Raw genomic sequence first — 20,338 nt, forward strand, 5'->3', positions numbered from 1 at the left:
GCCGGCGACCAGTTCCTAACGCCCGACCGCGACGTATTTGAATCCGCGTTTTTCGACGTCTTCACGCTCGTAAATGTTTCGCAGATCGATCAACAAAGGCGTGGTGAGGAGTTCACTCATGCGCGCGAAATCGAGAGCACGGAAAGCGTCCCATTCCGTAACAATTACAGCAGCGTCTGCGCCCTCAAGTGCGTCATAAACGCCTGGGCAGAACGTCACATCGGACATCAACCCCGCCGCTTGTTCCATCCCCTCGGGATCATAGGCCCGAATTTGCGCACCACCATCCTGCAGCGTCTGGATGATGGTCAATGCAGGTGAATCGCGCATGTCGTCGGTGTTTGGCTTGAACGTAAGACCAAGGACGGCAATGGTTTTTCCTTGGACCGCCCCTCCCATGGCCTGAATGACCTTGCGGCCCATGGAACGTTTGCGGTTTTCATTTACCGCGGTGACTGCTTCCACAATCCGCAAGGGTGCTTCATAATCCTGACCGGTCTTGAGCAGTGCGAGCGTATCTTTCGGGAAGCAGGACCCGCCATATCCAGGTCCCGCATGAAGAAACTTGGAGCCGATGCGGTTGTCCAGGCCAATGCCCCGGGCTACATCCTGGACATCAGCACCTACTTTTTCGCACAGGTCGGCAATCTCGTTGATGAAGCTGATCTTGGTGGCGAGGAAAGCATTGGCGGCATATTTCGTTAGTTCTGCACCTCGTCGAGACATGGCGACGATGGGTGACCTGTTGAGAAAGAGTGGGCGATAGATCTCGCGCAAAATACGCTCTGCCCTGTCATCTTCGCAGCCGATAACGATACGGTCGGGATGTTTGAAATCCTCGATCGCCGCACCTTCACGCAGAAATTCGGGATTGGAGGCAACCGAAATATCAAGATCGGGTTTTACCTCGCGGATGATGCGCAGCACCTCATCGCCCGTGCCAACCGGGACAGTCGACTTGGTGACGACAACGGTTCCTGGCGCCAGATGCTCCGCCATCTCCTGCGCAGCGGCGTAGACATAGCTCAGATCCGCGTGGCCATCGCCACGTCGTGAGGGTGTTCCGACTGCAATGAACACGGCATCGGCTTGCGGTACAGCCTCTGCGATATTGGTGGCGAAACGCAGTCGGCCGGCCTTGGCATTACCAGCCACCAGGCTTTCCAGTCCGGGTTCGAAGATCGGAATGCGGCCGGAGCGCAAAGCCTCGACTTTGCTCTCATCCTTATCGACGCAGATTACATCATGCCCGAAATCCGAAAAGCATGTGCCTGAAACAAGGCCCACATAGCCCGTGCCGATCATTGCAATGCGCATACTTGTTCCTTTCCGGCGAGCGACATCGATCGCGCCGCGTAACGCCGGCTTGTGTAAGGTTCGTTACCGATCCGGCAACTGAAAACCGGATTAGAAGTGCACGGCACGCCCATAGGCTGACAGCACGCTTTCATGCATCATTTCGCTGAGTGTTGGATGCGGGAAAATCGCTTGCATCAGTTCGGCTTCGGTTGTTTCAAGCTGTTTGCCGACGACGTATCCCTGGATCAGTTCGGTCACTTCCGCGCCGATCATATGCGCGCCTAGCAATTCTCCGGTTTTGGCGTCGAACACAGTTTTCACGAAGCCTTCCGGTTCGCCAAGTGCGATTGCCTTGCCATTACCGATAAACGGGAAATTCCCGACTTTCACAGTATAGCCAGCCTCCTTCGCCTTGGCTTCGGTGAGGCCGACTGATGCGATCTGCGGGTGGCAATAAGTGCAGCCGGGAATGTTACGCCTGTCGAGTGGATGGGGGTGGACCTCCTTGTTTCCAAGTTCCTTCGCAATCGCCTCTGCTGCCGCTACGCCTTCATGGCTTGCCTTGTGAGCGAGCCATGGACCGGGTACGCAATCGCCGATTGCCCAAAGGCCATTCGCACCTGTGCGGCCATAATCGTCGATCTGGATGAAACCGCGATCCATCTTCACGCCAAGCTCTTCGAGCCCAATACTCTCGGTGTTGGGCTGGATACCGATAGCAACGATAACATGGGAATAGTCGTTTGCTTCAACCTTGCCATTCTTGCCTTTGATCTTCGCGGAAACGCCCTTTGAATCCGTTTTGAGCTCCTCAAGAGCTGCACCGGTCTTGATCTTTATCCCCTGTTTAGTCAGTGCTTTTTCAAGGAAAGTAGATACCTCAGCGTCTTCTACAGGGACGATCCGGTCCATCATTTCGACAACTGTGACTTCGGCCCCCATATCATTGTAGAAGCTGGCGAATTCAATGCCGATTGCGCCTGAGCCGATGACAAGCAGGTTGGTCGGCATCTCCGGTGGCACCATCGCATGGCGATATGTCCATACGCGTTTCCCATCCGCCGGTGCGAAAGGCAGATCCCGCGCTCGGGCACCGGTCGCGACAATGATATGTTTCGCGGCAAGGGATGTCTTGCCCTTTTCCCCCTGAACTTCCAGCTTGCCGGGGCCAGTCAGCCTGCCTTCACCCATATGTACTGTGATCTTGTTCTTTTTCATCAGGTGGGTGACGCCCTGATTAAGCTGCTTTGCCACACCGCGCGAGCGTTTCACAACAGCATCAAGATCGGCACTGATCTTGTCTGCCGCCAGCCCGAAATCCTTCGCATGTTTCATGTGGTGAAACACTTCAGCCGAGCGGAGCAGGGCCTTGGTGGGAATGCAGCCCCAGTTCAGGCAGATGCCTCCAAGATTTTCGCGTTCGACAATCGCGGTTTTCAGTCCGAGTTGTGCTGCTCGGATCGCAGCGACATAGCCGCCAGGACCGGAACCAAGCACGATTACATCATATTGATCGGACACTAGATCAAATCTCCTGCTGAACTGGACGGGGCTTCCCCGCATCGTCGATGGCAACAAAAGTGAATACCGCTTCTGTCACCTTGATTGCGTCGTGTTCATGCCGCGGGCGGCGCCATGCTTCGACAGCAATCGTCATGGAGCTACGCCCCTCTCTCTGGAGAGCGCCGTATACAGACACTTCATCACCCACTTTGACAGGGTGATGAAACTGTAATCCATCCATGGCGACCGTCACGGCCCGGCCTCTTGAGCGCCGAGCCGCAATCAGGCCTGCGCCCATATCCATAAGGCTCATCAACCAACCGCCGAAAATGTCGCCGTAGGCATTAGCATCGGCTGGCATGGCGGTGATACGGATAACCGGTTCGCCATGCGAAACTGTCATCTCAGGCAACCAGCCCAAGGGGCTTTTCGATCAATTCACGAAATACCGCCATCAATTGCGCCCCATCTGCGCCGTCGATGGCGCGGTGATCGAAGCTACCTGTGGCGGACATCACCGTTGCGACCCCGATTTGATCATCTTCCATCACCCAGGGGCGCCTTTCTCCGGCGCCGATGGCCATAATCATGGCTTGCGGAGGATTGATCACTGCCTCGAACTGCTTGATCCCCATCATGCCCATATTGGAAAGGCTGGCCGTCCCACCCTGATATTCGTGAGGTTGCAGCTTACCTTCCTTCGCCCTGCCGGCCAGTTCGCTCATTTCGCTTGAAATCCGGGCCAGCCCCTTCTGGGACGCATCGGTAACGATGGGGGTAATCAGGCCACCCGGAATACTCACGGCGACCGAGACATCGGCACGTTTGTACTGGCGCATGACATCGCCAGCAAAGGAGACATTGCACGCGGGAACCTGCATGAGCGCGACGCCCAGCGCCTTGATCAGCATGTCGTTGACCGACAGCTTGATGTCACGAGCAGCAAGCGCGTCGTTGAGCTCGGCCCGAAGTTTGAGCAGCGCGTCGAGCCGGACATCTACCGTGAGATAGATGTGGGGGATTTGTTGCTTCGATTCTGTGAGCCGACGGGCAATCACCTTGCGGATGCTGGAGAGCTTCACGTCTTCGAATGGCGTGCCGGAATCCGGCAAGGACTCGGAAGTAGCCTGAGGTGGTTTGGCGGTGGACGTCGGAGCATCGGCTTCGAACGCTTCGACATCGGCCTTTACGATTCGCCCGTTAGGGCCGCTCCCCTTGATGGCAGAGAGTTCCAGTCCTCTCTGTTCCGCGATCCGCTTGGCAAGGGGTGAGGCAATGATGCGATCCCCATCCGTTGTCGTGTCCGGGCGAGTGGTTTGTGGTTTCGACACGGGCTTCGCTGCGGGAGGGGGTGATGCAGTTTCAGGCTTTGCAACGGGGGTGGTTTTCGCATCGGGCGCCGAAGCCGGGGTCGATGTGTCTTCATCCTCACCGGCCATTGTGGCGATCACCGCACCGACTTTCACATCCTCACTGCCTTCGGGGACGACAATGGACAGGATAGTGCCTTCGTCGACTGCCTCGAACTCCATGGTTGCCTTGTCGGTTTCTATTTCTGCCAAGATATCCCCAGCGGAGACCTCATCCCCTTCCTTGACCAGCCATCGGGCCAGTGTTCCCTGCTCCATGGTCGGCGAAAGCGCGGGCATCTTGATGTCGATTGGCATTGAAAAGCGTACTCCCGGGGAGGTGTTCGTAGGCTGTGCTGTCATTGGCCAAAATCCCCTCTCGGGGCAAGGTCCTTGCACAGGTCTTCATTGTAACCGATATCTGCGCCTGAATGGGGATTGCTTCAATGCGTGTCTATCTAGTGATTATGGACGAGACGGCAGAGGCGGTGGTGGCTTTGCGCTTCGCCGCGCGTCGTGCCTTGAAAACGGGCGGTGCGGTTCACATCATCGCCCATGTGCCGCAACAGGCTTTCAACGCTTTCGGCGGAATTCAGGCAACGATTGAGGCGGAGGCCCGTGATCGGGCTGAGGTCGTGGCGACTGGCGCTGCCGGTAGCATTCTGAGCGAGAGCGGAAAAATGCCGACCATCTCGGTGCGTGTCGGTGATGGCGTGAAAGTCGTGCTCGAATATCTTGCCGAACATCCCGAGGTAGCTGCATTGGTTCTGGGCGCGGCGATGGAAGGCAATCCCGGCCCGCTCGTCAGCCACTTTACGGCCGCGGCGGGCACACTCCCCTGCCCGGTCTTCGTGATTCCCGGTGGATTGAGCCAGGAAGATCTCGACCGCTTGAGTTGAAATCTTACCGTTTTTTGCGGCCTTGATGCCGGATATTGGCGGGCCTCCCGCGAGGCCCGGTGAGGTGCTTGCCTTTTCGCTTCAGCGGCAGGCGCTTTCCGCGTGGCTCTATGGCCGAGCCAGCGCTGTCTACTGGCTCGAATTTCAAAGCGCCGGTGAGAGGGTTGGCTTCGGCCAGCCGCAACTTCAGCCTATCGCCCACTGAATATACGGTCCTGCTGCTTTCCCCGAGAAGTTGCCGGGCTCCTTCATCATAATGGAAGCGTTCCGTTCCGAGAACAGAGACAGGTACCAAGCCGTCTCCTCCCAGGCCGATGATGGTTGCAAACAGACCAAAGCGCTGCACCCCGGTGACGCGGGTTTCGAAAACCTCGCCCACGCGACCGGAGAGCCAGGCGGCTACATAACGATCAATAGTGTCCCGCTCTGCCTCCATTGCACGCCGTTCGGCCACACTGATGGCTTCACTGATGCGGCTGAGATCGGCACGATCCCGCTCCGACAAACCTGACGTCGCAGGCAGGTCGATTTGTGGCTTTGGCTGTTCCAGGCCGAACGCATCCACCAGTGCCCGATGGACCAGCAAATCGGCGTAACGCCGGATAGGTGACGTAAAATGTGCGTAAGAACCAAGCGCGAGACCGAAATGCCCCGCATTGCTCGGACCATAATAGGCCTGCGTCTGGCTACGCAGGACTGCCTCCATGATAAGCGCCTTCTCGTTCTCGTCGGCTACGTCCTTCAACATGCGGTTGAACAGGCCCGGGGTTATGACCTGGCCCAAGGCGAGCTTGCGATCGAAGGTTTCCAGATATTCCTTGAGCGCGACCAGCTTCTCCCGGCTGGGTGGCTCGTGGATGCGATAGACAACAGGGGACACCTTGCTTTCCAGCGCCTTGGCCGCCGCCACATTGGCTGCAATCATGAAGTCTTCGACGACACGATGGGCATCCAGCCGTTCGCGAACCGCAATAGATGCGATCTTGCCATCGTCATCCAGCACGACGCGGCGTTCGGGAAGATCGAGTTCAAGCGGATCGCGTTTATGACGGGCAGATTCCAGCGCACGCCAGCAGGCCCATAAATTGGTCAGATTGTCAGCCGCCTTGCCGCTGTCGATACGAGCCTGGGCTTCCTCATAGGCGATGTTTTCAGATATGCGCACCAGTGCCCTGCAAAAACGCCATGCCGTAACGGCACCAGTCGACGACACGGTAAGATGGCATACCATTGCCGCCCGATCCTGCCCCTGCTTGAGCGAACAGACGTCAGCGCTGAGTACTTTGGGCAACATGGGGATGACCCGATCGGGGAAATAGGCTGAGTTTCCGCGCTTGCGGGCCTCTCGGTCGAGTTTGCTGCCTGGCCGGACATAGAAACTCACGTCAGCAATGGCGATAACGGCCTGAAAGCCCCCTGCACCATCGGGTTCCGCCCATATGGCATCGTCGTGATCGCGTGCGTCTGCCGGGTCAATCGCGACGATAGGAAGATGTCGCAAGTCCTCCCGCTTATCTTCGCTCAGTGGAATCTGTGAGGAAAGCTTGCCTTCCTCCAGCACATCGCCTGCAAAGACGTGAGGGATCCCATATTTGTGAATTGCAATCAGACTGAAGGCTTTGGGAGCGAGTGGATCACCCAGCACTTGCGTGACCTTTACGCCCGCACGGGGGCTGCGGCTGACAGGTTCTGCCAGAACAAGATTGCCGGGGGCTGCTCCTGCAAGATCAGCTATCGGACTGGAATGTCGTATCCGCCGGTCGATAGGTGTCAACCAACCCTTTCCGGATCCGTCCACTTCAACCACACCCATCAAGGCCTCTGCTTGGCTGGGCAGCTTTTTCATCGGGTGAGCAATCCACCCCGATCCCGTTTCCTCCGTTCGGGCAAGCACGCGGTCACCCGTTCTCAGCGCCGCGTGGCTTGAACCGCGCTTGCGTTCGATCAATCGCAATCTGGGTGGTGGTGTCGCATCGTCGGGCGACCAGCTGTCGGGAATAGCGATTGCTTCGCCGTCTTCGATATCGACGACTCTCAGGACTGTAACTTTGGGTACCCCGCCCATGCGATGGAAAGCGGTTTTCTTACCATCGATCAAGCCTTCATCGGCCATGTCGCGCAGAAGCTTCTTGAGCGCGATTTTCTCCTGCCCTTTCAGGCCAAAGGCTTTTGCGATCTCCCGTTTGCCCGCCGGAACATCCGATGTTTCGATAAAATCGAGGACCTGCTGCCTTGTCGGCAGGCCGGGAACGGGTTTCGGCGGACGAGCCAATTCAATAGGCCCGGGCAACAAAGATCCGCTCAACTGCGGGTTTACCCGTAAAGAGGCATGGTCTGTCGACGGGAGGCGCATCGTTTGGCACGTTGCGAATGGTGAGCTTGAGCGCCTTGAGTTGTTCCACGACCTTGTCGAGATCGCTTCCGGTTGGCTTCGACCATTGCACTTCAACCCAACCCGGGTGGCGTTTGTCTTCAGAAAAGAATGCCGTCAGGGCATCCATGCTCTCGATCCCACGCTCGATGTTGGCATCCCGGCGTTCCAGCGCTTCACGATAAAGTCCGTGCTGCATATCGTCGAGCAGCGCTGCGATGCCAGCAACACATTCCTCTTGGGGTGGACCTGTAAAATCAGGCTTTCCGGCCTGATTCCACAGCCGATCGCGGCGCAACTGACTAACCTTGCCTGCTTCCATGTCCCGGCCCCCTATTTCGAGGATAACCGGTGCACCCTTGCGTACCCAGTCCCAGCGCTTGGCTGCAGCCTTCCCTGGCTTCGTATCGAGCAAGACGCGAACAGGTTCGCCCAAGGCTGTTTGTGCTGCGATCTGTGCGTGCAAGCCACGGCAGTAGGATAACAGTGCCTCATCTCCGTCATCATCCCGCAGCATCGGCAGTATAACGACCTGAAACGGTGCAATCGCGGGTGGAACGCGTAGCCCGTCATCATCACCATGCGTCATGATGACGCCGCCGATGAGGCGTGTCGACACCCCCCAACTGGTTGTGTGTGCGAAGCATTGGCTACCTTCGCGGTCCTGATACTGAATTCCGGCAGCTTCGGCGAAACTGGTGCCCAGATAATGCGAAGTGCCGGCCTGCAATGCTTTGCCGTCCTGCATCATCGCCTCGATCGAGTAGGTCGCCTCGGCGCCTGGGAAACGTTCATTCTCCGGTTTTTCTCCGGCGAAGACCGGCATCGCCAGCACATCTTCTGCAAAGCTGCGATACATCTCCAGCGCGCGCAGCGTTTCCGTCATCGCATCGTCGCGATCTTCGTGCGCGGTATGACCTTCCTGCCAGAGAAATTCACTCGTCCGGAGGAACATGCGGGTCCGCATTTCCCAGCGCACGACATTGGCCCATTGGTTTGTCAGTAGAGGGAGATCGCGCCAGCTTTGAATCCAGCGGGCCATGGCTGCGCCAATTACCGTTTCGGACGTCGGTCGTACTACCAGCGGCTCTTCAAGTCTGGCTTCGGGATCTGGGATCAGCCCGCCCTTCTCACTGGCCACAAGACGATGATGCGTGACGACCGCCATCTCCTTGGCAAAGCCTTCGACGTGCTCAGCCTCCTTGGCGAAATAGGACAGCGGAATGAACAATGGAAAATAACAGTTCTGGACGCCTGCTGCCTTGATTCTGTCATCCATGAGGCGCTGGATGCGTTCCCATATCCCATAGCCCCAGGGTTTGATGACCATGCAGCCACGTACGCCTGACTCTTCGGCCATGTCGGCCTGAGAGACGACTGCCTGGTACCATTGTGCAAAGTCGTCGGTGCGTTTGATCGAAAGAGCGTGGCGAATGGCGGACACGTATATCTCGTTTATCTGATAGGTGGAGCCTGTGGCGGCTCCATTTACGGTAAAACCCGCCCATGTCGAGCGGGTGGGGCTTTGTAATACCGGGCAAGATCGCCCGGTCTGTTGCGTGCAGGTTTATTTACCGAGGGAATCCAGCTTGCGTTTCATTTCCTCCATCTGCTCACGCAGAGAGGCAAGCTCGTCCTTGCTTTCGGAAGATGTTTCGGGTTCCCCGCTTTCTTCCTTGCCATCGCTCTTGACCTCTCCCGGCATGAAGGCAGCCGTCGCGGCTTTCAGCATAGCCATGTTTGTTTCAGCGATGCGGGTAAACGGATTCGTTGATACGCCGTTCTTGAACGTTTCCTGCAACTTCTTCTGGTTTGCGAGAAAGTTCTGCATTGTCGCTTCAAGATAGTGCGGCATGATGGACTGCATGGAGTTGCCATACATGCCAATCAACTGACGCAGGAAGCTGACGGGCAGCATCTGTTCCCCGTTGGCTTCTTCCTCCATGATGATCTGCGTCAGGATGGAATGGGTGATATCCGCGCCGGTCTTCGCGTCCAGAACCTGAAAGTCGACCCCCTCCCGCGTCATCTTGGAGAGGTCATCCAGAGTGATATAGCTGGAAGAACTGGTATTGTAGAGACGCCGGTTGGCGTATTTCTTGATGATGACCGGACCATCTTCGGTCCCGCTCGCCTTCGCCATCGCAGCGTTCCTCCTAGTATCCCCAAATGCTGCACTTAGCATGCGCAGCGTGTGCGGCGCAACATTTTGGCTAGAGACGTTGAAAACGATGCCCCAAAATGGTCAGAAGTTCATATTGCGAGAGACCCGTGGTTTGCGCTGCATCGGGCAAATAATATGGCACTTCCACCCAATCTCCCTCACGCAGATGCGGCACCGCAGCAAGATCGACGACTGCCATATCCATTGATATGCGCCCTAGCAGAGGCAGCAAAGCACCATCCTTGCGCAATATGCCGCCAGTATTCCAGCTTCGCAGAAAGCCGTCTGCGTAGCCAAGTGAAACGACGCCAACGCGCATGGCCTCGGTTGCCGTAAATTTGGCGTTGTATCCCACGCTATCGCCGGGCGAGATGTTCCGGCACTGAATCAGTGCAGCCTCAATCTGCGCAACCTGACGAATTTCACGCTTGAGTTCAGGGCGAGGAATTCCTCCGTAGAGGGAAAGTCCGGGTCTTGTGACGTCGAAGGCATATTCCTTGCCCAATGCGATGCCTGCGCTACTGGCCAGACTTCTGCGACGAGCGGGTATGGAAGAACATGCTTGTGTGAAGCGAGCAAGTTGTTTTCCGTTTAACTGGCTGTCTTCGTCAGCTGAGGCGAGATGCGACATCAAAATGTCGATCTCGAGTCCGGAGACCTCGTGATCGCCAAGTTCGCTCATGCCAATACCGAGCCGATTAATGCCCGTATCGACCATGAGATCGCAAAGCCCCCCACCCGTTTCACGCCAAAGCCGGGCCTGATAAACACTGTTGATGACCGGCCTTACTCCCGTAGCCCGGGCATAGGCGCAATCGTTTCCGGTCAAGGGGCCATGCAGGACGGATATCGTCTCTGGCGGCGTATACCTCAGCACATCTGCAACTTCGCTCCAATGAGCAACGAAGAATGTATGTGCTCCTGTGTCGCGCAACAGGGGAACCACCGCATTGACCCCGAGGCCATATGCGTCTGCCTTCACCGCAGCACCTGCATTCGCGGCACCTGACAGCCGGTCAAGCGCCTGCCAGTTATGGGAAAGGGCCGAGCGATCCAGTCGAAGCCGTAAAGTGCGGCCAGGCGGTTCAGCCTGCATCGTCAGAAAAATCGCGTGGAGGGCCTGAAGGTATGCCCCAAATGCCGACGACAAGAGCAATCAATACGAAGACCCATGTGTACCAAAGACCGGCATAAGCATCGCCTGACTTGGCAACGATATAACTGGCGATAAGCGGCAGGAACCCCCCGAAGTAACCTGCCCCGACATGGTAGGGTATCGACATCGAGCTATAACGAATCTTTGCCGGAAACATCTCGGACAAAAGGGCCGCCGCCGATCCATAGGTCAGAGCCGAAAGCACCCCCAGTATCAGCAGAATAAGAACGATACCGGCGAGATTGATGAGCGGAGGAAACTGCCGTGAGAAATCGAAACCATGCTGAGAAAGTGCCTGCTCAATGCCTGCTTTGCGAGCGGCGCTGTCATGCAGCCATTCAGAATGCAAGGCGATTTCCTCTCCCCCGGCCGTCAGCCGCAATGTATCGCTCTTCACGATTGTGTAAGGCACGCCGCTGGCCACCAGAGTTTCAAGCACACGCCCGCATTCGCTGGCCTGACTATCGCCCAACTCCGCGAACGGGTCGGTGGTGCAGTGGGGCCCCTCAATTCGCACCGGAGCCGCCTTTGCGGCTTCTGCAATACCTGGGTTGGCTAGATTGCCCATCGCCCAGAATAACGGAAAAAGTAAAAGGAGAGTGAGGAGGTTGCCGATTATGATCGGCTTCTTACGGCCCACCCGATCCGACCATTTGCCTACCGGCAAGTAGAATGCCATCGCAATCAAGCCCGCGACGAAAAGAGTGAGCTCGACGGTCAGTCCATCCACTCGCATGGGGCCGCGAAGGAACGATAGACTGGTGAAGAAGGCCGTGTACCAGATTGTCGTCAGGCCGGCAGTCACCCCGAACAGGGCCACAAAAATGCGTTTCTTGTTTCCGGGAAACGTGAAGCTTTCGACGAAGGGATTTCCCGCTGTCTCTCCGGCATCTTTCATTGCCCTGAACACCGGGCTTTCCGACAGCTTGAAGCGCATCCAAAGCGAAATGGCGAGAAGTACCAGTGAAAGAAGAAACGGTATGCGCCAGCCCCAGGCGTTGAAATCGTCTTCAGGAATCGCAAAGCGACAAAGCAATACGACAGCGATGCTCAACACAAAGCCGCCTGCTACGCTTGCCTGGATGAAGCTGGTATAAAATCCCCGCTTCTCTGGAGGAGCGTGTTCCGCAACGTAAATCGCTGCTCCACCATACTCTCCACCCAGTGCGAGGCCTTGCAGGATACGCAGAACGATCACGATCAACGGAGCGGCAATTCCGATGGACTCCGCACTGGGAACGAGCCCCACGCCAGCAGTCGCGATACCCATCAGTGTCACAGTGACAAGGAAAGTATATTTTCTTCCGAGCCGGTCGCCCAGATACCCGAAAAGAATCGCACCGATTGGCCGGAATCCAAAGCCGATAGCGAAAGTGGCCCAGGTCAGGAGGACAGAGAGCGTTTCGTTGCCCGCCGGGAAAAACGCGTGAGAAATAATCGCGTAAAGCGTGCCGTAAATGAAGAAATCGTACCATTCGAAAACCGTGCCAGCCGATGAGGCAGCAATGACCAGGCGGATGTCTGATTCTTCTTCCTGCTTCTTCGGCAGCGTTGCGGTACTTGCCATATCGATCCCTCTAAACCCCCGGAACGATACGCTCTAGCGAGCGCGGCGAATGTTGGAAAGCGCTTGCAGGGCAGCTCTCCACGGCAGCATGATGGCGCCATGTCGTCCTGGAAAAGCTCGAGCCGGTTCAATTATCGAGAGGCCGGACCAATCGGGTAATTTGCCCTCCCCTGCCAACCAGTGAGAGAGAGCATCATGCACGCGTTCAATGTCATCGACGCGTAGCCCGTTTGCCTGAGCTGCAAACACTGCAGCGGCGGCTTGCCCCACGGCACAGGCATGAACTTTCATTCCGATGGATTCAATCCGGCTGGCTCTGTCCAGTACAAATCCCAGATCCATAGTGCTGCCGCAACTTGCCGAGCGAGCCTGCCCCTGCATGGGAAAGCTGGGATCATAAGGATAATCCGCCAAGGTGACAGCAAGCCCGAGAAGTTCGGGAGTATATAACTGCGCCGTGGCGTTCATTTCGACTGGGCTTCGATCTGATCGTCATTCTCTTCAATAGCGAGCCTGCGTTCCTTGATGATTTGCACCAACTCGTCCGACGCAGTGTTTATGAACGGATAGGTGCGAGCGGTCGTAATCCAAACTGGCCGTCCTGTAGGCCCCCAGACTGTGTCGTAGCCGAGCGCAAGGATTGAGAAGGCCAAAACGCAGATGATGACCCCCTTCAATGCGCCAAAACCGAGGCCAAGCACACGATCCAAAGGGCCGAGCAGCGATGCGCGTGACGCTTCGCCAAGCCACTTTGCGATCAGCTTAACTCCGGCATAGGGTACGACGAGCAGGAGAGCGAATGCCACAACTGAAGCTGTGGTCGGGTTTGGAATGTACTGTGTGAACCACGCCGTGACGGGTGTGTGCAAGGTGTGGATCACAAACAATGTCAGCACCCATGCGCAAAGTGCCAGCGTTTCTTCCACGAACCCGCGAAAGAACCCTCCAATCGCCCCGATTCCGATCAGGATGAGCACAATGATATCGAAGCCGGTCATCGCTTCGCTGCATTAGATTTAGCTTGCGATCCGGTCAACGAGCTTCGCCAGCGAGCCGAGCTCGTCATAGCGGATATCCGGAATCTTCTCTCCCGCTCCTGCGGGGCCATGAGCGCGATCGAAACCAAGCTTCAAGGCCTCTCGCAATCGGACGCCAGGATGCGCCACTGGGCGGACTTCACCGGCAAGAGACACTTCGCCGAACCAGATCGAAGCAGAAGGCAAAGGTTTGTCAGCCAATGCCGAAACCAATGCCGCGGCTACGGCCAGATCTGCTGCGGGATCAGTCAGGCGATAGCCTCCCGCGATATTCAGATAGACTTCCGCTGACGAGAAGTTCAGCCCACAGCGCGACTCCAGAACGGCAAGCAGCATAGCCAGCCTGCCGTTATCCCACCCAACAACTGCACGACGCGGTGTGGCGCCGCTCTGCAACCGGACAATCAGAGCCTGGACTTCCACAAGCACTGGTCTTGTGCCTTCCAGCGCAGGAAAAACCGCGCTGCCGGCAAGAGGGGCATCGCGTCCGGACAAAAACAGCATTGACGGATTCGCCACTTCCTCAAGGCCGTCGTCCGCCATGGCAAAGACGCCGATTTCATCGACAGCGCCGAAACGATTCTTGAGGTTGCGCAAGATCCTGTACTGATGGCTCCGCTCCCCCTCGAAACTCATCACCACGTCGACCATGTGTTCGAGAACACGAGGTCCGGCAATCGCGCCGTCCTTGGTCACATGCCCGACCAGAACCAGCGCAGCCCCGGTTTCCTTGGCGTAACGGATTAATTCGAATGCGCAGCCACGCACTTGGCTGACGGTACCAGGTGCGCCCTCGATTGTATCGGAGTGCATCGTCTGGATCGAATCTATTACCAAAAGCGCCGGCGGCTCCATTCCATTGAGGGTGGTCAGTATGTCACGGACAGACGTTGCTGCAGCCAACCGGATTGGCGCGTCGGCAAGTTCAAGCCGGGCTGCGCGTAAGCGGACCTGCCCGGCGGCTTCTTCGCCACTGACATAGACGACATCTCCACCTGCCCGGGCGATGCGGCCGGCAGCCTGTAACAGCAGTGTCGATTTGCCGATCCCAGGATCTCCGCCCATGAGAATGGCTGATCCGGGGACAAGCCCTCCGCCCAGTGCCCGGTCGAACTCATCCAGTCCCGTGGGGCGGCGGCGGAGTTCCTTGCCAGGCGCATCCAGCGGTTCGAATGCAATGGGGCGTCCACCTGACGATAAATCATGTTTCTGGGAGAAGACTGTTGCGGGGGCTTCTTCGGCGAGAGTGTTCCATTCCCCACAGTCAGAACACTGCCCCTGCCAACGGTGCGACACACTGCCACAGGCCTGGCAGACATAACGGCGTTTGGTTTTGGCCATACCCATGCGATAGATGGAACATACAAGGAACGCAATTGCTTTCCATTCATGAAACCATCACTATGGTTCAATGCGGCAAAAGGAACTTCGGATCGCCCTCGTATGTTATGGCGGTGTCAGTCTCGCAGTGTACATGCACGGCGTTACCAAAGAGATATGGAAGCTGGCACGAGCCAGCCGTTCAACCCATTCAGGGAAGAAATATCGGGATGGCAGCGAGGCTGTCTACTGCGATTTGTTGCGGCATATAGACAGCGAACATGGCCTGATGCTCCGCATCCTCCCCGATATTCTGACCGGGGCAAGCGCAGGGGGAATCAATGCCGTATTTCTTGCCGAAGCCATCCATTCGGGGCGTTCCCTTGAACCCCTGACAGAGCTATGGTTGGAAAATGCGGACGTCGACCGGCTGCTCGACCCGGAGGCACGCCCTTGGTCGCGAGTTGCCAAGCAATGGGCGTGGCCGATCGTCCAGTTTCTCTTGACCCGCCCCGGGAATGCCGTTTCGGAGAGTGTCGCACCGGAAACGAGACAGGAGGTGCGGGCAAAACTGTCACGATTCATTCGCAGCAGGTGGTTCGCCCCACCCTTCTCCGGAATCGGATTCTCACGGCTGTTGTGCAAAGCGTTGACGGCTATGCGTGGAGTGCCGGCGGAAGATCCGCTTTTGCCTGCCGGACATCCTATCGACTTGTTCGTAACGGCGACGGACTTTCGTGGTTATCCGGCGCTATTGCGCCTCAACAGTCCCCCAGTGATCGAGGAAAGTGAACACCGGCTGCCTATCGGCTTCCATGGCCGCACGCCCGCAGCAGGCGGCACCGGCCTTGCAGATCCTCTGGAACTGGTCTTTGCTGCTCGTTCCACAGCGAGTTTTCCTGGCGCGTTTCCTCCGCTGCAATTGTCGGAAATCGACGCGCTGGGGCGTGAACATGAACACTCGTGGACAAGCCGCGAACAGTTCCTGACACGTGTGATGCCGGGGCATGTCCGACGCGGCGACACGGAGACCGTATCGCTGATTGATGGCTCTGTGCTGGTCAATGCCCCTTTTGCCGAAGCGGCCGGCAGGCTGACAGTTCGTCCGGCCCAGCGCGAGGTGGATCGCCGGTTTGTCTATATAGATCCACGTCCCGACCGCTCTGGCAATGCAAATGCCATGCGCAACCGTCCTGTCGGATTTTTCGGGGCTATTTTCGGATCTCTATCCACGATTCCACGCGAACAGCCGATCCGCGACAATCTGGAAGAACTGGAGGAGCAATCGCGTGAGGCGGAACGCCTGCAATTGATAGTTGCTGCCCTTCGCCCTGAAGTGGAACACGCGGTTGAACAACTGTTCGGCCATACTCTGTTCCTCGATAAACCCACGCAGCGAAGGCTGCGTAGCTGGCGCAACAGGGCTCAACAGGCTGCGGCCGAAAAATCCGGTTTCGCATTTCACGGCTATGCACAGGCGAAATTCACCGGAATTATCGACCACATTGCGCGGACCATTTTCGAGGCTGCACCGGATCTGGGACTGTCGGGCCCGGATGTGATTGCCGAACGCCTGCGCATGGAGTTGATGGCGCAAAATCTGGAGCGTCTTTCTGATCCTAAAGGAGGTGCGAGCAAGGAGGCGATTGCTTTCCTGCGTGCGCATGACATCGCATTTCGAATTCGGCGTTTGCGTTTTCTGGCCAGACGCCTCTCGCGTGAATGGGAAGAAGATTCGGAAATTTCGGAACAGGATCGCGAAAGAGCAAAAAAGCTCGTCTACGATTCACTCGCGCTTTATTTTGAACGAGAGTCGACTGATTGGCTCGGCGCCCAATTCGCTGCCGATGCCGAGAATGTCATGGCAAACCCGGGTGCCGCACTGGAAGCGTTGGAACGCTTGCGGGATCTGCCTGGAGTGGATGAAAAAGTGGAAGCGATGTTTGCGGCAGAGCTGACGGCAATGCCCAAGGCTTTACGGCGACGGATGCTATTGGCCTACCTCGGCTTCCCATTTTTCGACGTTGCGACCCTACCGCTGCTTCGCAACGAAGGGCTGACTGAATTCGATCCTGTGAAAATCGACCGTATTTCGCCTGAAGATGCCCGATCGATCCGTGATGGCGGCACGCAAGCCACTTTGCGTGGCACCGAATTTTATAATTTCGGCGCCTTTTTTAGCCGGGCTTATCGTGAAAACGATTACCTTTGGGGCCGTTTGCATGGTGCGGAGCGAATGATCGATCTTGTCGTGTCGACATTGGACAACCCCATGCCTTTACCTGAACTCACGCGTTACAAGCGGGCGGCTTTTCTTGCCGTATTGGATGAGGAAGAACCACGCCTTACCGCGGACAAGGGCCTGATCGAAAAAGTTCGACAGGAGGTGATCGACAAGTTCGGCTGAGAGAGGGCGGGCAATTGTCGAGATCACCCGCCGCCCCTTAGTCAGTCAGATCGCTCCAGGCATCCTTTAGCCGGTCGAAAAAGCCACGACTTTCAGGACATTCGTCACCAGTTTCCGTTTCCTGAAACTCCCGCAGTAATTCTTTCTGTCTGGCGGATAATTTCGTGGGCGTTTCAACCATGATCTCGACGATCAAATCGCCCCGCCCACGCCCTTGCAGCACAGGCATGCCCGCCCCGCGTTTGCGCAACTGCTTGCCAGACTGGATACCAGCGGGAATTTCTATGCCGATCGTTTCCCCATCAAGGCCGGGAATTTCGATCGTTCCACCCAATGCCGCAGTGGTGAAGCTGATTGGCACGCGGGAGAACAAGGCAGTGCCTTCGCGCTGGAACACACGATGCGGTCGGATTTGCAGAAAGATATAGAGATCGCCAGGGGGCGATCCCATGGGACCAGCCTCACCCTTTCCGGACAGCCGGATACGAGTACCGTTATCAACCCCGGGCGGAATAGTAACGTCGAGGGTCTGGACTTTGTCGACCCGCCCTTCGCCGCGACATTCGCGACACGGGCTTTCGATGATTTCGCCGCGACCATGACATTGCGGGCAAGTCCGCTCCACCACGAAGAAGCCTTGGCGCGTCGTTACTTTCCCTGCGCCATGGCAGGTGCCACAATCGCGCGCGCCAGTTCCGGGCTCTGCCCCCGAACCATCGCAAGCTTCGCAATGAGTGGAGACCTCGACCTCGATCTGGGTTTCTTTCCCATGGAAAGCCTCGTCGAGCGAGATTTCCAGGTCATAGCGCAGATCGGCCCCTCTCCGAGGACGGGCTCTGCCGCCTCCACCCCCGAAGGCGGAGCCAAAAATCGTTTCAAAAATGTCGCCCAGGTCGCTGAATTCAGCACCGCCAGGACCACGTTGTCCGGCGCCGCCAAATCCGCCCTGCTGAAAGGCGGCATGGCCAAAGCGATCATAGGCGGCCCGTTTCTGAGGATCCTTCAGGCAATCGTAGGCTTCGTTGATCGCCTTGAACCTGGACTCGCTATCGGCATCGCCCGGATTGCGATCCGGATGATAACGCATGGCAAGCTTGCGGTATGCGGATTTCAGCGTCTTGTCGTCCGCCGTCCGCTCCACCTCGAGCAATTCGTAATAGTCTATTTCGGTAGCCATTGCCCCGCCTTAAACGTCACCGCCGTCAGCGCACCCCATTAATTTGAGATGCGCCAACGGCGGCTTCGGTTTCCATCAGGCAATCAGCCCTTGTTCTCTTCATCGACTTCCGAGAACTCGGCATCGACCACGTCTTCGTCCTGCCCGGACGATGCGGAAGCCCCTTCGGCGGCACCAGCACCAGAAGCCTGTTCCTGTTCGTAGATTGCCTGCCCCATCTTCATGGCAAGCTGGGTCAAGTTTTGCGCCTTGGCGTTCATATCATCGATATTCCCGCTTTCGATCGCAGTCTTTGTTTCGGCGATTGCAGCTTCAATTTCAGACTTGAGACCGGCGTCAATCTTGTCACCGTTTTCTTCAAGCTGTTTTTCCGTTGCATGCACAAGACTGTCTGCATTGTTTCTGGCTTCGGCCGCCTCACGCCGCTTCTTGTCTTCCTCGGCAAACTTTTCGGCGTCCTGCACCATCTGATCGATGTCGGTTTCGGAAAGACCACCGGAAGCCTGAATACGGATCTGTTGTTCCTTGCCGGTACCCTTGTCCTTGGCAGACACGTTGACAATGCCGTTTGCGTCAATGTCAAAAGTGACCTCGACTTGCGGTACACCACGCGGAGCCGGTGGGATGCCAACCAGATCGAACTGGCCGAGCATCTTGTTGTCGGCAGCCATTTCACGCTCGCCCTGGAACACGCGAATAGTCACGGCCTGCTGGTTATCCTCGGCGGTCGAGTAAACCTGCGACTTCTTGGTCGGGATCGTCGTGTTGCGGTCGATCATACGGGTAAATACGCCGCCCAGCGTTTCGATACCCAGCGAGAGCGGGGTAACGTCAAGCAACAGGACGTCCTTGACGTCGCCTTGCAGTACGCCGGCCTGGATCGCCGCGCCCATAGCGACGACTTCATCCGGGTTCACGCCGGTGTGAGGCTCCTTGCCGAAGAACTCCTTCACCGCTTCGCGCACCTTGGGCATGCGAGTCATACCGCCGACGAGAACAACCTCATCGATATCGTTAGCCGACACGCCAGCATCGGCGAGAGCCTTCTTCATCGGTTCCTTGGTGCGCTCGATCAGCTTGGCGACCATCTTTTCGAGGTCGGATCGAGTGATCGTCTCGACCAGGTGCAATGGCGTGGTGCTGCCACCTTCCATACGGGCGGTGATGAAAGGAAGATTGACCTCTGTGGTCTGCGCGCTCGAAAGCTCGATCTTCGCCTTTTCTGCCGCTTCCTTCAGACGCTGCAGGGCCAGTTTATCGGTCCGGAGATCCATGTTCTCCTTCTTTTTGAACTGGTCCGCGAGGTATTCCACCACGGCGCTGTCGAAGTCTTCACCGCCGAGGAAGGTGTCGCCATTGGTCGACTTCACTTCAAATACGCCATCGCCGATTTCCAGAATGGAAACGTCGAAAGTACCACCGCCAAGGTCATAGACGGCAATGGTCTTGCCATCGTCCTTGTCGAGACCATAAGCGAGCGCGGCCGCAGTCGGCTCGTTGATGATGCGCAGTACTTCGAGACCAGCGATCTGGCCGGCGTCCTTGGTCGCCTGGCGTTGGGCGTCATTGAAGTAAGCAGGAACGGTGATGACCGCCTGCGTCACGGTTTCGCCAAGATAGCTTTCAGCGGTCTCCTTCATCTTCTGCAGGATGAAAGCGGATATCTGGCTGGGCGAATAATCTTCACCACCGGCCTGAACCCACGCGTCGCCATTCTTGCCCTTGACGATTGTATAAGGAACCAGTTCGGTGTCCTTCTTGGTCACCGGGTCGTCAAAGCGGCGACCGATCAGGCGCTTCACCGCGAAAATGGTGTTGTCGCCATTGGTCACGGCCTGACGCTTGGCTGGCTGGCCAATCAGGCGTTCCCCGTCCTTGGTAAAGGCGACGATCGACGGCGTTGTACGCGCACCTTCAGAATTTTCGACAACCTTGGGTTTGCCCCCATCCATAACTGCAACGCAGCTGTTGGTCGTACCAAGGTCGATACCGATAACTTTGCCCATTATTTCCTCATCCTAATCACAAGAGTGGACACCGCATGGTTGGCCTCCCGAATGTGGCAAGGCAGCTTACGCGGCTCAAAGGA

16 protein-coding genes are annotated in these 20,338 nt (G+C 57.1%); 2 read left to right on the forward strand and 14 right to left on the reverse strand.

Annotated elements, in window-relative coordinates:
• Nucleotides 1-15 precede the first annotated feature (15 nt).
• From MB02_RS03315 to MB02_RS03330, 4 genes are all read right to left on the reverse strand, one after another.
• Complete coding sequence (locus MB02_RS03315; protein ID WP_067532524.1) at nucleotides 16-1,317, reverse strand: UDP-glucose dehydrogenase family protein; 1,302 nt, start codon at nucleotides 1,315-1,317, stop codon at nucleotides 16-18.
• A 90-nt stretch (nucleotides 1,318-1,407) separates the two neighbouring features.
• Nucleotides 1,408-2,820, reverse strand: a complete 1,413-nt coding sequence (gene lpdA, locus MB02_RS03320; RefSeq protein ID WP_067532527.1) for a dihydrolipoyl dehydrogenase — start codon at nucleotides 2,818-2,820, stop codon at nucleotides 1,408-1,410.
• A 4-nt stretch (nucleotides 2,821-2,824) separates the two neighbouring features.
• Nucleotides 2,825-3,205, reverse strand: coding sequence for an acyl-CoA thioesterase (locus MB02_RS03325; protein WP_067532530.1), 381 nt, complete (start codon nucleotides 3,203-3,205; stop codon nucleotides 2,825-2,827).
• A 1-nt stretch (nucleotide 3,206) separates the two neighbouring features.
• Nucleotides 3,207-4,469 (reverse strand): pyruvate dehydrogenase complex dihydrolipoamide acetyltransferase, encoded by a 1,263-nt coding sequence (locus tag MB02_RS03330; RefSeq protein ID WP_067532532.1) that lies wholly within the window; start codon nucleotides 4,467-4,469, stop codon nucleotides 3,207-3,209.
• A 128-nt stretch (nucleotides 4,470-4,597) separates the two neighbouring features.
• Here MB02_RS03330 and MB02_RS03335 point away from each other — a divergent pair, with 128 nt between their 5' ends.
• Entirely contained in the window at nucleotides 4,598-5,050 is a 453-nt protein-coding gene (locus MB02_RS03335) for a universal stress protein (protein ID WP_067534049.1), read from the forward strand.
• Between the two features lie 4 nt (nucleotides 5,051-5,054).
• Here the strand turns inward: MB02_RS03335 and MB02_RS03340 are convergent, their stop codons facing one another.
• The 8 genes from MB02_RS03340 to radA all read right to left on the reverse strand — a co-directional run bounded on the left by MB02_RS03340 (nucleotide 5,055) and on the right by radA (nucleotide 14,686).
• Entirely contained in the window at nucleotides 5,055-7,340 is a 2,286-nt protein-coding gene (locus MB02_RS03340) for a ribonuclease R family protein (protein ID WP_235829412.1), read from the reverse strand.
• Nucleotides 7,324-8,865, reverse strand: a complete 1,542-nt coding sequence (locus MB02_RS03345) for an aminoacyl--tRNA ligase-related protein (RefSeq protein ID WP_170304617.1) — start codon at nucleotides 8,863-8,865, stop codon at nucleotides 7,324-7,326. The genes MB02_RS03340 and MB02_RS03345 overlap by 17 nt, the downstream gene beginning before the upstream one ends.
• A gap of 123 nt (nucleotides 8,866-8,988) precedes the next feature.
• The gene (phaR, locus tag MB02_RS03350) at nucleotides 8,989-9,564 is read right to left on the reverse strand and encodes a polyhydroxyalkanoate synthesis repressor PhaR (protein ID WP_067532540.1); all 576 of its coding nucleotides are present in this window, start codon (nucleotides 9,562-9,564) and stop codon (nucleotides 8,989-8,991) included.
• Nucleotides 9,565-9,634: 70 nt separating this feature from the next.
• Entirely contained in the window at nucleotides 9,635-10,681 is a 1,047-nt protein-coding gene (gene alr / locus MB02_RS03355) for an alanine racemase (protein ID WP_067532543.1), read from the reverse strand.
• Complete coding sequence (locus MB02_RS03360) at nucleotides 10,671-12,308, reverse strand: MFS transporter (protein ID WP_067532546.1); 1,638 nt, start codon at nucleotides 12,306-12,308, stop codon at nucleotides 10,671-10,673. Before MB02_RS03360 ends, alr begins: the two co-directional genes overlap by 11 nt.
• A 33-nt stretch (nucleotides 12,309-12,341) precedes the next feature.
• Complete coding sequence (locus tag MB02_RS03365; RefSeq protein WP_067532549.1) at nucleotides 12,342-12,776, reverse strand: Fe-S cluster protein; 435 nt, start codon at nucleotides 12,774-12,776, stop codon at nucleotides 12,342-12,344.
• Nucleotides 12,773-13,306, reverse strand: a complete 534-nt coding sequence (locus MB02_RS03370) for a CvpA family protein (RefSeq protein ID WP_067532552.1) — start codon at nucleotides 13,304-13,306, stop codon at nucleotides 12,773-12,775. Before MB02_RS03370 ends, MB02_RS03365 begins: the two co-directional genes overlap by 4 nt.
• 18 nt (nucleotides 13,307-13,324) lie before the next feature.
• Nucleotides 13,325-14,686, reverse strand: coding sequence for a DNA repair protein RadA (radA, locus tag MB02_RS03375; RefSeq protein WP_067532555.1), 1,362 nt, complete (start codon nucleotides 14,684-14,686; stop codon nucleotides 13,325-13,327).
• Nucleotides 14,687-14,756: 70 nt separating this feature from the next.
• On the opposite strand from radA, the gene MB02_RS03380 reads away from it, so the two are divergent.
• Nucleotides 14,757-17,072 (forward strand): patatin-like protein, encoded by a 2,316-nt coding sequence (locus MB02_RS03380; RefSeq protein WP_067532558.1) that lies wholly within the window; start codon nucleotides 14,757-14,759, stop codon nucleotides 17,070-17,072.
• Between the two features lie 37 nt (nucleotides 17,073-17,109).
• Here the strand turns inward: MB02_RS03380 and dnaJ are convergent, their stop codons facing one another.
• Complete coding sequence (dnaJ, locus tag MB02_RS03385; RefSeq protein ID WP_067532559.1) at nucleotides 17,110-18,249, reverse strand: molecular chaperone DnaJ; 1,140 nt, start codon at nucleotides 18,247-18,249, stop codon at nucleotides 17,110-17,112.
• A gap of 83 nt (nucleotides 18,250-18,332) precedes the next feature.
• Complete coding sequence (dnaK, locus tag MB02_RS03390) at nucleotides 18,333-20,255, reverse strand: molecular chaperone DnaK (protein ID WP_067532560.1); 1,923 nt, start codon at nucleotides 20,253-20,255, stop codon at nucleotides 18,333-18,335.
• Nucleotides 20,256-20,338 lie beyond the last annotated feature (83 nt).

The organism is Croceicoccus estronivorus, assembly GCF_001625325.1.
Taxonomy (GTDB): Bacteria; Pseudomonadota; Alphaproteobacteria; order Sphingomonadales; family Sphingomonadaceae; genus Caenibius; species Caenibius estronivorus.

Excerpts from the sequence above, each read along its gene's own strand:
- radA (WP_067532555.1), bottom strand. The coding sequence starts at position 14,686 with ATGGCCAAAACCAAACGCCGTTATGTCTGCCAGGCCTGTGGCAGTGTG.
- MB02_RS03380 (WP_067532558.1), top strand. The coding sequence starts at position 14,757 with ATGCGGCAAAAGGAACTTCGGATCGCCCTCGTATGTTATGGCGGTGTC.
- MB02_RS03330 (WP_067532532.1), bottom strand. The coding sequence starts at position 4,469 with ATGCCAATCGACATCAAGATGCCCGCGCTTTCGCCGACCATGGAGCAG.
- alr (WP_067532543.1), bottom strand. The coding sequence starts at position 10,681 with ATGCAGGCTGAACCGCCTGGCCGCACTTTACGGCTTCGACTGGATCGC.
- MB02_RS03315 (WP_067532524.1), bottom strand. The coding sequence starts at position 1,317 with ATGCGCATTGCAATGATCGGCACGGGCTATGTGGGCCTTGTTTCAGGC.
- dnaK (WP_067532560.1), bottom strand. The coding sequence starts at position 20,255 with ATGGGCAAAGTTATCGGTATCGACCTTGGTACGACCAACAGCTGCGTT.
- MB02_RS03335 (WP_067534049.1), top strand. The coding sequence starts at position 4,598 with ATGCGTGTCTATCTAGTGATTATGGACGAGACGGCAGAGGCGGTGGTG.
- dnaJ (WP_067532559.1), bottom strand. The coding sequence starts at position 18,249 with ATGGCTACCGAAATAGACTATTACGAATTGCTCGAGGTGGAGCGGACG.
- MB02_RS03325 (WP_067532530.1), bottom strand. The coding sequence starts at position 3,205 with ATGACAGTTTCGCATGGCGAACCGGTTATCCGTATCACCGCCATGCCA.
- MB02_RS03360 (WP_067532546.1), bottom strand. The coding sequence starts at position 12,308 with ATGGCAAGTACCGCAACGCTGCCGAAGAAGCAGGAAGAAGAATCAGAC.
- MB02_RS03370 (WP_067532552.1), bottom strand. The coding sequence starts at position 13,306 with ATGACCGGCTTCGATATCATTGTGCTCATCCTGATCGGAATCGGGGCG.
- phaR (WP_067532540.1), bottom strand. The coding sequence starts at position 9,564 with ATGGCGAAGGCGAGCGGGACCGAAGATGGTCCGGTCATCATCAAGAAA.
- MB02_RS03365 (WP_067532549.1), bottom strand. The coding sequence starts at position 12,776 with ATGAACGCCACGGCGCAGTTATATACTCCCGAACTTCTCGGGCTTGCT.